Here is an 11,866-nt window from a genome sequence, read left to right on the forward strand (position 1 = left end):
TTTCATTTTACTGATTAGGATTCTTTACCAGCTTAGGATTGTTACTCAATATATCCGCAGAGATAGAAGAGTAATAGTTACCCAGGTTGAAGCGATGTGCAGCTGTTACGTTAGCGGATTTTACTACTTTGAACACATACTTGCCATTATTCGCACTACCGGGATTGTAAATCTTATATGGCCACAGACCGTAAATCTGCGTATTCACTTTATCAGCTTTGCCGATGTTGGCTACAACTTCCGCTGCACTGATACTTTCGCCATTCCATACTTTGTGTGCCAGGCGCCAGCGTTTGTTGTCAAACAATTCGTGGCCTTCAAATGCCAGTTCTACCTTTCTCTCATGCACGATCCTGTCGAAGGTGATATCGGCAGCAGCCAGCGGAGTTGTCAGGCCAGCTCTTGCGCGAACAGTGTTCATATAACCGGCAGCTACAGCTGGCTGCCCCAGTTCAAATGCTGCTTCTGCTGCATTCAGCAATACCTCGGCATAACGGTAGCGTACCCACCATACTTCACTTTGTGTACCCAGCTGACCGGAACCTGTTGCAGGATCCATGAACTTACGTACCAGGAAACCAGTCTGTGCGGAATATTCTTTACCATCGATCGGGCCATCAGTACCTACTACCTGTACGCCTGTCGGCCCGCCTGGGATATTACCAATCTCACCATAAGTATCACCGCTGATTATGCTGTAAGCACCATTATTCCAGTACATGATACCGGCCCATATGTCAAGGTCTTTGCCTTTGAATTTAGAACCAGGCAACATGATCGTACCCCCTAATCTCGCATCCCTGCCGGCGAAAATATCGCCCGGATGATCGTAGTAAATGTAGTCACTGCCGGCATTCGTGGCAAATGGTGCGTACGTATTGTCCAGCTTTTCAAACTGCTCAGCGAGGTTAAGGGAAGGATTTACACGACCCCCCTGTTGTTCTTCGGCTGAAGACCATGGTTGGTTCGTGATCGTCCATCCCTGTACCTTTCCGCTTTTCAATTTGAAATCCTGTGCGAAGATGACTTCCGGGTTGTTTGATTTATCATAAAAAGTTGCTGCAAAGTTGTCCTGCAGATCTTCTGCTTTCTTCTGGTACAACGCATATTTACCACCGTTGATAATTTCCTGTGCAGCAGCCAGTGCCTTCTGGTAATAACCAATTGCTTTATCAGCAGGGATGCCTACTTCGCCACCTGCAGTAGCTACGGATGGTGTACCGGCTCCATATTTTGCAATAGACGCTGCATATAAGGCAGCTCTTGCCTGCAAGGCCAATGCTACACCTTTGGTCGCTCTTGACTGTATACCTGCGTTATCAGGTAACATCGTTTTGATCGTATCCATTTCTGCAATCACAAAGTCATACACTTCAGATTCCTTTGCTCTTGCATGTTGCAGGTAGGTAGGATCGCCACTAAAGTCGTAAGTCATCGGCTCCGTGATCAGCGGAACTCCACCCATGCGTTTTACTTCTTCAAAGTATAGTGCCGCACGCAGGAAGCGGGCTTCCCCGAGGAAACGGGTACGTGCTTCTTCACCTAATGCAGTGGCAGCGGAACACTTCTGAATAAACAGGTTCAGATCACGCATCTGCCCATAATCCCACAGAGACCACCATTCATAAGGATAGTTAATCTGCTGTACACGCCAGTATTCGCTGGCCTGAGAGGGGAATGCTTCGTCAAAATTCGTATACTCCACCCAATTGGTAATGGTCTGCTGATCTACATAACGGTTATAGAGGTCAGCCAGTACTGACAATACCAGGCTTTCACTTTTCCACACGGCTTCGTCTGTCAGCACATTGGAAGGATCAGTTTGCAGGAAGTCAGCATCCTTTTTACAACCCAATACAAACACAAGGGCTGCTGATATGATTAACAGATATTTTCTCATCTAATTGCTGTATTAAAGGATCAAAAGGAAAGGTCAAAACCAATATTCACATACTTACTTTGTGGATAAGTCAGACCGTTATCATCAGCGACTTCAGCGTCTATACCTGTTTTACGCAGATTGTCGATAGAGAACAGGTTATAAGCGTTGATATAGGCACGGAAACGTTCAATTTTGGCTTTTGCGAGGATGTGTTTGGGAATAGTGTAGCCCAGTTCCAGTGTGCGCGCCCTGATGTAGTGAACGTTCTTCAGCCAGAAGTCGGAGTCTACATTGTAATTGCTGTGGCTTCCATTGTTGAAACGTAGTGCAGGATACTTACCCGGAATCCACTTGCTGTTTACATCATATGGATCTTCTCTGTGCCAGCGATCATTGTAGAACTCGGCCAACAGGTTGCCCTGGTTGGTATAGGGAATACGCATTTCCCATTTGCGGTTGAAAGAGTAACCGGTACCTGCGGAGAAATCAGCTCTGAAGTCGAAATTGCTATATGCCAGGGTAAAGTTGAAACCACCGTTCATAATTGGGTTCTTGCCTGTACCCCATCCTATAGGACGTGCATCCAGGTCGTTGATCACACCATCTCCATTCCAATCTTTATAAATGAGATCACCTGGTAATAATGTTTTGTTTCCCGCCCCGTCGATGTTTACGTTATAGTTGTTGATCTGATCCTGTGACTGGAATTGCCCAATTACGTTATATCCCCAAAAGGTATTGCTGTAGCGGTTCTCCTGAGAATTACGATAGTGATCGATGGAGTTCAGGAATACCGGTTTATAGCTTTTCAGGTTTTTTGCGCGGGCATAAGAGAAGTTAGCCCCTACTGTGAAACGTACTTTCTTAATCTGGCCCTGGTAGTTGACAGAGAATTCAGCACCAGATACCAGGTCGCTCTTTACATTTTCGTAAGGTAGCGTATAACCCAGTTCGCTCGGTACAAGGATATCATATTTTGTACCCAGTAAACCTGTCCTTTTCCTCTTGAAATAGTCTACAGCGCCACTGATCTTATTATCAAGAAAACCATAATCAGCACCGAAGTCCAATGTTTTACTTACATACCAGGAGATATTATTAATAGGTACCCCTTTATAAGCAGAACCTATTACCGATTTGCCATCCAGGATTACGGTAGAAGAGTTATAATTATAACCGGAGAGATAATCATATGCGGTCAACGGAATTGCATCATCACCCAGTTTACCATAAGAACCTCTCAGTTTCAGTTCACTTAGTATTCTCTTACCTCCTACCAGGTGCTGGAAGAATTGCTCTTCGCTGATACGCCAGCCAGCCTGCATAGCGGGAAATGTTCCCCAGCGTTTGTTAGGTGCAAACTTCCAGGAGGCATCTCTTCTTGCAGAAACTTCGAGGTAATACCTGTTATCATAGTTATAAGTAAAACGGCCGATATACCCCAGGCGTGCAGTAGTAGAGTCGTAATCATTATATGTATCCATTGTACTGAAGTAGATCAGTGGCAGATCGTTGGTAGTCGGAACAGCATGCAGCCAGTTGTCGATCTCCCTTCTTTTGATCCTTTCTGCTACTACCGTACCGCCTATGTTATGCTTACCAAAAGCATGTGCATAGTTCAGTTGTAACTGAATGGTAGGAGACAGGTTGGTGTGGTTATCTCTTTCTCTCCACGGGTTAGAGCTGCCACCAGATACATTATAAGAGTCGGTATTAGGATCATAAGTATACACATTATAGGTGTACTCGTGACCATTCATAATCCTGTTTGCGTAGTAATAGGAGAACAGCCCTTTTGCACTCAGACCATCGATCGGGAATTTGTATTCTGCGGTCAGGTTAGTCTGTAACACCCGCCAGTCTTCATGCCAGTAGCCGGACAACTTCTTATTCTGCAATGCCCAGTTTTCTGTATTATGACCGATGTTGTTAGGATAATTGGGATTATCGTTGGCATAAGGGCGTTCTATGGGGGTGTTCCGCAGGATAGCGAAACGTGCTTCCCAGTAGTCATCAGTACCTGGTACTCCTGGCTGGTCCCTGGTTTCCACGCGACCATTGATCTGAGCTCCGATCTTGAAGTTGTCAGATACTTTCGCTTCGATATTACTCTGAATGTTGGTACGTTCAAAAGTAAATTCTCTGCCCAATACAGAATATTGTTTGAGGTGAGTAGCTGATACGTAGTAGTTGATCCTGTCAGAACCACCACTGAAGTTCAGGTTCAGGTTGGTCAGGGGAGCATTGTCTTTTACGATGAATTTGTACCAGTCAAAGCTCTTGTAACCAGGTTCAGTACCGGCTTTCCATTTCTCCAGTTCTGCGGGGGTAATGGTGGTAGAGCCGTACTGGTTCATTTCAGCATCTGCTTTACCAGCCATCCATTGGTAAGCGTTTACACCTTTAGGGAAGCGGGTCCAGTTTTGCCAGCCGGTATAAGCAGCCAGGTTGATCGTATTGCGGCTGTTCAGTTTACCTCTCTTGGTGGTTACTACTACTACACCGTTCGCAGCACGCATACCATAAATAGCAGCAGAAGCGTCTTTCAGTACAGTGATAGTTTCGATATCGTTTGGGGCGATATTGTTAAACTGGGTAGCATCCTGCTGGATACCATCAATTACATACAACGGATCGCCCATGTTGCGGATCTGAATAGAAGCACTCGCACCCGGACGAGAGTCGGACATGCGGAAGGTAACACCAGGCAGTTTACCTGCCAGTACGGTACTTACAGTGGAGCCTGCGTGCACATCGCCCAGATCCTTGGCGCTGATAGCGGCGATTGCACCTGTGAGGGATTCTTTCTTTTGCGTACCATAACCTACGATCACCACATCGCTCAGTGAAGTGGAAGAAGGCTCCAGTGTTACATTGATTACGCTGTTCCCGTTGATCTCTACTTCCCGGGAAGTATATCCTACATAAGAGAATACAAGGGTGCCTGAGAGTTCAGGTACATTGAAAGCGAAGTTACCACCCGCATCTGTAACACTGCCGGCATTGCCTACTTTGAGTTTTACATTTACACCGGGTAGTGGTGTGCCTTTCTCGTCTACCACTTTACCTGTAATACGCACCACTGCATCGGCAGCATAGGTAAAATCTTCTACCTTGCGTAATCGATTGAGTACAATTTGCCGGCCATCGACGTGATAGGAGAGTTGCAATGGAGCGAGTAATTTGTCCAGTACCTTTCCCAGGGGCTCCTGTTTAGCTTCCAGGTTGACTTTCCGGGAAGCGCTGATGAGCGTGGAAGAATAGAGAAATTTCACATCTGCAGCCTTTTCAATTTTAGACAACACCTGGTCAACTGACTGTTGACGGACGTCGATAGATACGGGCTTGGTGAGAATTTCCTGGGCCTCGGTGGACTTTGCAAAAGCGAGACCGGTACATAACGTGGCAATTAGCAGCTGGTAAAAGCATGTACGCATAACCATAAAGATTAAATCATGGATTCGTAGTCTTTTTTTCATAACTTGAATTGTGTTCCTGTTAGTAATGGGAAATAGAAAGGGCGTCTTATCCCAGTGGAGCGGGTATAAGGCGGTGCCGCAAGAGTATTATTTTTTCAGCCAGTGGTACGGCCATACCGCTGGCTTTTTCATTACGTGATGTAAAGCATAAGTATCAGTGTAATTTTTTTGTTCTCAATAACGTATTTCGTGGAATAGTGTATCAACGGGGGAATCTCTACATTCCTTATTAGCTACGCGTACGTGAACACTATTGATGACATCCTTTGGTTGTTACAGTAATTTTGTCTCCTTCGATCGTACAGGTAGCTTCCAGTGCCTGGCAGATAAGTTTCAATTTTTCCTTGAGTGGTTCGTCATCCAGGGACGCTGTCAATCTACAGCCGGCCATCAGGGTCTTGTCATAGTTGATTTGTACACCATAGGCTTTTTCCAGCAGGTTAAACACACTATCTGCAGGGGCATCTGCAAATACAAACGAATACAATGCCGTAACAGTTGGCAGGGCAGGAGCTGCAATATTCATTGGCAATACATCCAACGCATGATTGGAACGTGTAAGTACCGCCTGCTGATGTGCAGATAAATTTACCCGGGCATCGTTCTCTTTTGGTTGTATGGCAATGGCTATCTTTCCTGTTTTTACAGCCACACTTACCAGGGTATCTTCGTCATAAGCACTCACCATAAATGAGGTACCCAGTACGTTGATCACCATTTCGTTGGCATATACTACAAAAGGTTCAATGTTTCTTTTTACTTCAAAAAACGCAGCGCCGGAAAGGTACACTTGTCTAGGGCACTTGCCGGCGAGGCAGGTGGAATAACTGATTCTTGCACCGGGTTGCAGCACTACAGAACTACCATCGGGCAGGCTGACCGTTTCAGGTTTCTTTCCTTCGTTAATGCACTCAGCGAAGGCATTCTTCCTGGTAGCAGCTTTTGCCACCAATTCATGATAGACACTATGATCCGTTTTGTTCATAGTGAACCACATGATAGCAGAGGCAACCAATAAAACGAGTACTGCCGCCGCCATATACCAGGGACGTAAATTCCTGACTTGCCTTTGCGGCTCGTCCATTTTTTCACGGATATTCTGCCAGATGGCAGCATCGACCTCGCCCTTCAGCCCAAATGCAGGAAGCTGTGAAGCGGCCTGTATAATGGTGCGTGCCTGCAATATGGCCGTACGCTGTTCAGGATAATTCCGCACAACAGATTCCCAATGGCCCGCATTTTCGCCATTCTTTACCCAGGCAACAAAGTTGTCGTCGGCAATGAAATCGGCAATATCGAATTTTGAGTAATCCATGTATAGTAATAAAGAGGGGGAAGAGGCGTTTTAACTCACTTAAGCGAAAGTTTTTTTAAAATAATTTTCCGGCACTACAACAACTCGCGCAATTTGACCACTGCACGCTGTACCAGGTTACGAACAGATTGTTCATTTACACCCATAATACCGGCAATCTCCTCCCAACTAAAATTATCGTAGAAGCGGAGACGGATGGCCTCCTGTTGCCTGACTGGCAATTGGTGCATGGCTTTCTGCAACCGAAGTTGTTTCAACAGGTCTTCTTCATCCATAATACGCAGATCTTCTGCCGACGCCTCTTCCTGCAATGACCAATCCAGCACCTGAGCCGCCTTTGCATCGGATAAACGGTGCAAACGCCTTCTCAATGACCTGAAAAGATAATATTTCACGGAAGTCGTTGCGGAGAGATTATGCCTCGTACGCCAGAGATCGGCAAACAGATCCTGCATAGCATCCTGCACCTGTGCAGCATCGCCCGCAAGGTGGTAACCATAGTTGTATAATACAGCAACAAAACGCCTGTACATCTCACTAAAGGCCTGTTCATCGTCCTGTCTGAAGGCATTCCACAGTACCTCTTCTGCTATGAATGACTGATGGCTGTTTCCGGACCCCAATTTACCTGATTTAAAAAAGTATCACCTGTAGTAATAGTATTATTCACCAGTCCATTCTCACTGGCTGCGGGGACTAAACTACGAACTATAAAAATCATTTACGAATCATTGCTTATCCTGGTATGAGTCAGACCCAAAAAAATGGGGCCTGATAAATATCAGGCCCTCCCCAAATTAACCATTAAAAAAACTCATTTGAATTTTGCTTGGCATCAAAATTAGAATGAATCTCCTTCAAATCTGTTAATCATAAGTTAATGATTATAAATAATATGGAGGGGCAAATGCGTTGGTTATAAACAAGCTAAGCACAGTATCAGATGGGTGAATCAATTGGTTTTTGCGGCAAGATCTACTGTAAAAAAAAGGTCCCCGCAAAAAATTGCAGGGACTTACCATTTAACCTATATTCTGTACTGTAGCATCAAAATTTTAAATATTTTTCAGAGGCTTAGACTTTATTGCTATCTATACTTCAATTCGTTTCTCTAAAGTGTCGCTCTCAAATATTTTCTGTATATAAGACGGTGATTAATATCCGAAGTTTAACGGGTTTCAAATTTTTTTTCAATTTATTTCTAAATTACCTGCTATGAACAGGATAGACCGCCTTTCTGCCATACTTATTCAATTGCAGGGAAAAAAAATTGTAAAAGCTGCTGAGATAGCTGAACGCTTTCAAATCAGCCTCAGGACTGTATATCGTGATGTACGAGCACTGCAGGAAGCCGGGGTACCCGTAGGTGCGGAAGCCGGTACGGGCTATTACCTGGTAGAAGGATATCACCTGCCACCGGTGATGTTCAACAGGGAGGAGGCCGCAGCCCTCCTCACAGGGGAGAAGCTGATGGCTCAGCTCAGCGATCACTCTAACCGCAAACAATTCGGCAATGCTATGCAGAAGATCAGGGCAGTACTGCGAAGTAGTGAGAAAGATTTTCTGGAATCGCTGGAAGAGAATATTGCGGTTGTTTCACGGAGACCACCAGCGGATAGTGAGTTTCCTAACCGTTTCCTCTCAGATATCCAATATGCACTGGGCAAACACCTGATGCTCAGGCTGGATTACTTTGCCCTGCACAGCGAAACCCTGACTCAAAGAGAGATAGAGCCGATCGGGATAATCTATATGATGGGGTACTGGTACCTCATTGCCTGGTGCAGGTTACGGCATGCTTACCGGAACTTCAGGATGGACCGCATCAGGAATCTCACCGTCACTGAGGTATCTTACGACAGAGACAGGCACATTTCGTTGAAAGAATACATGGAGAAATATGCGGAGCCGGCTGCTTACCCACATGTAGTTAAGTTGCGGTTTACGGCCGGAATGGCAAAAAAGTTGGGCAATCTGCGGTTTTATTACGGATTGATGGAGGAACAGGTAGTAGGGGAGTGGGTAGAGATGACTTTCCTGACTTCTCACCTCGAATGGTTTGGAAGATGGGTACTGACAGTAGGAAAAGAAGTGGAGATTATTGGTCCGGAAGAGTTGAAGGGGACGATGCGGGTACTTGCCAAAGAATTGCACGACCATTATCTGTCAGATCAGGGAGCGATCTGATAAATATAATGCTACTGACATAAGGTTGTCACAAGGCGCGCTTTCCTTTGCATTATTAACATAATGCTCATGTCCAAACTCGACCTTACCAAAGCCTATAAAGAACTCTATACTGCTACCGGCAAACCGGCGCTGCTTTTCGTACCTCCGGGCCATTACCTCTCTATCGAAGGGCATGGTGACCCTAACGGCGAACACTTTGCTGCCTGTACCCAGGCCCTGTATACTGCCGCCTATGGCATCAAAATGCACTACAAGAAAATGGAACTGGACTTCGTTGTCTGCAAACTCGAAGGTCTGTGGTGGGTAGCCGATGTGGAAAACTATAAAGATTTTAGTGAAGTCATGCAGGTACCCCGCGACCAATGGCATTGGCAGCTCCTCATCCGCATGCCCGACTTTATCAACAAGAATGACGTCAAGGCCATCCTTAAAAAGACCTACCAGAAAAAACCTGTGCCACACTTCAACCAGGTCTATCTTCAAACCCTGGCCGAAGGGCAGAGTGTACAAATATTGCACACAGGTCCTTATGCTACCGAACCGGTATCACTACAGATCTTACATGACTTTATGGAGGAAAAAGGCCTGACCTGGAATGGCCGGCACCATGAGATATACCTCAGTGACCCACGCAAAACTGCGCCGGAAAAACTAAGAACGATATTAAGACAACCGGTAAAATGATACGGAAACGGGTTATTTTTCTCCCAGCCCCAGCAGCTCTATCGCCTGCTGTGCAGCAATCTGGCTGGCATCTTTCTTATTGAAAGCCTTACCACTGCAAATGAGCTCCCCATCTACTACTGCGCCCACAGTAAAGATGCGGCGGCCATTGTCCATCTGTTCTTCCAGCAGGTCGAACTCCAGGGTTTTGCCGTGCTTATTCGCCCATCCATACAGCTTGTTTTTGTGGTTCATTTCCACACTTTCAAGCAATTCAAGATCGATATAAGGCATGATGATGCGTTGATGCACAAACTGTTTGGTGCGGTTATAACCTTTGTCGAGGTATACAGCGCCGACCAATGCTTCGAGGGTATTACCAAAGATCTGGGAAATCTTCAGAAAGCTATTGTACTTATCATAAATGGTCAGCTTACGCAGGCCCATTTTGATAGCAATATCATTAAGCTGCTGGCGGTTCACAATCTTGGACCGCATTTCGGTGAGATAGCCTTCTGTCTTATAAGGATATTTCTTGAAGAGGTAATCGCCGATAATAGCCCCAAGGATGGCATCACCCAGGTACTCCAGCCGCTCATTGCTCTCAAGAAACTTCTCCTTGCTCGAGCGATGGCTCAGGGCTACCTCATACAATGAGAAATTGCCCGGGGCAAAGCCCAGCAGGTTATACAGATCCTTGTAGAGAGTTCTCTTACCGGATACAAATCGATATAAAAATCCTGGCAGTAATTTCACACAATCAAGCAACAAATTTTTTGAAAATCACGGATGCATTATGCCCTCCAAAACCGAAGGTATTACTTAATGCAGCGTTTACTTCTCTATGTTGTGCGACGTTAAAGGTAAAATTTAATTTGGAGTCCAGTTCAGGATCGTCCGTAAAATGATTAATGGTAGGAGGAATAATACCATGTATGACAGACATGATAGCAGCAATCGACTCAATTGCACCGGCAGCACCGAGTAAATGTCCGGTCATAGATTTGGTGGAGCTGATATTCAATCGATATGCATCTTCACCAAACACCTGTTGGATCGCTTTTACTTCGGCAATGTCTCCGAGAGGAGTAGAAGTACCGTGTACGTTAATGTAGTCAATTGCATTGGGTTGCATTCCAGCGTCTAACAGGGCCATTCGCATTACGTTCATAGCGCCTAATCCCTCTGGATGGGGTGCTGTGATATGATAGGCATCTGCTGTAGCGCCACCTCCTGCCAGTTCAGCATAAATTTTGGCACCTCTAGCAATCGCATGTTCATAGGATTCTAGCACCAGTGCTCCTGCACCTTCTCCCATTACGAAACCATCACGGTTCAGGTCAAAGGGTCTGGAGGCTGTGGCCGGGTCATCATTTCGCTCGGATAGGGCCTTCATAGCGTTAAAACCGCCTACACAGGCATCGTTAATAACGTTCTCGGATCCTCCGGTGATCATTACATCCGCTCTGCCATACCTGATGTATTGCATCGCCTCTATAATGGCATTGGTAGCGGAAGCACAAGCTGACACCACGGAGAAGTTAGGTCCCCGGAAACCATGTCGTATAGAAATGTGTCCTGCAGCAATGTCGATAATTAACCGGGCTATAAGGAAAGGACTGAAACGGGGCGTCCCGTCGCCCTGACCAAAATCTTTCATTTCCTGACAGAAATTGATCATACCACCAATACCAGATCCCCAGATCACCCCAACCCTGTCCATATCGACAGAATTACGGTCTATCCCGGCATCTTGCACAGCCTGGTCAGCAGCTATTACAGCTGTCTGCGTGAAAGGGTCCATCTTACGGGCCTCCTTCTTGTCCAGGTAATTGGTCGCGTCAAAGTTCTTCAGTTCGCAAGCAAAACGGGTTTTGAACTTGGAAGCATCAAATTGTGTAATAGGCCCGGCACCGGATACACCGTCCGTCAATCCCTTCCAGTATTCGGATACGGAATTGCCGAGCGGTGTAAGTGCGCCTAAACCTGTAACGACTACTCGTCTTGGTTGCATTAAAACAAATCTGATTAAGTAGGATTATTTTACATGTTCTTCCAGGTAAGCAACTGCCTGGCCAACAGTAGTAATAGTTTCAGCTTGTTCGTCAGGAATGGAGATGTTGAATTCTTTTTCGAATTCCATGATCAGTTCTACCGTATCCAAAGAGTCAGCGCCCAGGTCGTTGGTGAAGGAGGCTTCAGGAGTTACCTCAGCTTCGTCAACGCCCAATTTGTCAATAATGATCTTTTTAACTCTTGATGCAATGTCTGACATAATTTTAAGTGTTTTTGGTTTAAAACTTGAGTGCAAAAATATAATTTTTATTGAATTGACAA

General features: G+C 45.6%; 9 protein-coding genes. 2 read left to right on the forward strand and 7 right to left on the reverse strand.

What is annotated here, in order from left to right:
• Nucleotides 1–7: 7 nt before the first annotated feature.
• The 4 genes from ABDW33_RS22845 to ABDW33_RS22860 all read right to left on the reverse strand — a co-directional run bounded on the left by ABDW33_RS22845 (nt 8) and on the right by ABDW33_RS22860 (nt 7,299).
• Complete coding sequence (locus ABDW33_RS22845) at nt 8–1,900, reverse strand: RagB/SusD family nutrient uptake outer membrane protein (RefSeq protein ID WP_343692420.1); 1,893 nt, start codon at nt 1,898–1,900, stop codon at nt 8–10.
• A 20-nt stretch (nt 1,901–1,920) separates the two neighbouring features.
• Nucleotides 1,921–5,319 (reverse strand): TonB-dependent receptor, encoded by a 3,399-nt coding sequence (locus ABDW33_RS22850; protein ID WP_343692421.1) that lies wholly within the window; start codon nt 5,317–5,319, stop codon nt 1,921–1,923.
• Between the two features lie 292 nt (nt 5,320–5,611).
• Nucleotides 5,612–6,676 (reverse strand): FecR family protein, encoded by a 1,065-nt coding sequence (locus tag ABDW33_RS22855; RefSeq protein ID WP_343692422.1) that lies wholly within the window; start codon nt 6,674–6,676, stop codon nt 5,612–5,614.
• A 74-nt stretch (nt 6,677–6,750) separates the two neighbouring features.
• Nucleotides 6,751–7,299, reverse strand: coding sequence for a sigma-70 family RNA polymerase sigma factor (locus ABDW33_RS22860; protein WP_343692423.1), 549 nt, complete (start codon nt 7,297–7,299; stop codon nt 6,751–6,753).
• Between the two features lie 592 nt (nt 7,300–7,891).
• Between ABDW33_RS22860 and ABDW33_RS22865 the strand changes: the two genes are divergently transcribed.
• Together ABDW33_RS22865 and ABDW33_RS22870 are read left to right on the forward strand one after the other, a co-directional pair.
• Nucleotides 7,892–8,863 carry a YafY family protein gene (locus ABDW33_RS22865; RefSeq protein WP_343692424.1) on the forward strand — a complete coding sequence of 324 codons (972 nt, stop codon included), beginning with the start codon at nt 7,892–7,894 and terminating at the stop codon, nt 8,861–8,863.
• A 69-nt stretch (nt 8,864–8,932) separates the two neighbouring features.
• Nucleotides 8,933–9,550: a GyrI-like domain-containing protein gene (locus ABDW33_RS22870; RefSeq protein ID WP_343692425.1), complete on the forward strand. Its 618-nt coding sequence runs from the start codon at nt 8,933–8,935 to the stop codon at nt 9,548–9,550.
• Between the two features lie 12 nt (nt 9,551–9,562).
• Here the strand turns inward: ABDW33_RS22870 and rnc are convergent, their stop codons facing one another.
• Genes rnc through ABDW33_RS22885 form a run of 3 tightly spaced genes read right to left on the reverse strand, consistent with a single transcriptional unit; the run spans nt 9,563 to nt 11,804 of the window.
• Entirely contained in the window at nt 9,563–10,285 is a 723-nt protein-coding gene (gene rnc / locus ABDW33_RS22875) for a ribonuclease III (protein ID WP_343692426.1), read from the reverse strand.
• 4 nt (nt 10,286–10,289) lie between these two features.
• Nucleotides 10,290–11,543: a beta-ketoacyl-ACP synthase II gene (gene fabF / locus ABDW33_RS22880; protein WP_183289665.1), complete on the reverse strand. Its 1,254-nt coding sequence runs from the start codon at nt 11,541–11,543 to the stop codon at nt 10,290–10,292.
• A gap of 24 nt (nt 11,544–11,567) precedes the next feature.
• Entirely contained in the window at nt 11,568–11,804 is a 237-nt protein-coding gene (locus ABDW33_RS22885; protein WP_012788038.1) for an acyl carrier protein, read from the reverse strand.
• Between the last annotated feature and the right edge of the window lie 62 nt (nt 11,805–11,866).

Origin of the sequence: Chitinophaga sp. (genome assembly GCF_039596155.1) — a bacterium.
GTDB lineage: Bacteria > Bacteroidota > Bacteroidia > Chitinophagales > Chitinophagaceae > Chitinophaga.

What these genes read in the sequence shown, in the direction of transcription:
- ABDW33_RS22855 (WP_343692422.1), bottom strand. Translation starts at nt 6,676, where the DNA reads ATGGATTACTCAAAATTCGATATTGCCGATTTCATTGCCGACGACAAC.
- ABDW33_RS22850 (WP_343692421.1), bottom strand. Translation starts at nt 5,319, where the DNA reads ATGCGTACATGCTTTTACCAGCTGCTAATTGCCACGTTATGTACCGGT.
- ABDW33_RS22870 (WP_343692425.1), top strand. Translation starts at nt 8,933, where the DNA reads ATGTCCAAACTCGACCTTACCAAAGCCTATAAAGAACTCTATACTGCT.
- ABDW33_RS22865 (WP_343692424.1), top strand. Translation starts at nt 7,892, where the DNA reads ATGAACAGGATAGACCGCCTTTCTGCCATACTTATTCAATTGCAGGGA.
- fabF (WP_183289665.1), bottom strand. Translation starts at nt 11,543, where the DNA reads ATGCAACCAAGACGAGTAGTCGTTACAGGTTTAGGCGCACTTACACCG.
- ABDW33_RS22885 (WP_012788038.1), bottom strand. Translation starts at nt 11,804, where the DNA reads ATGTCAGACATTGCATCAAGAGTTAAAAAGATCATTATTGACAAATTG.
- ABDW33_RS22845 (WP_343692420.1), bottom strand. Translation starts at nt 1,900, where the DNA reads ATGAGAAAATATCTGTTAATCATATCAGCAGCCCTTGTGTTTGTATTG.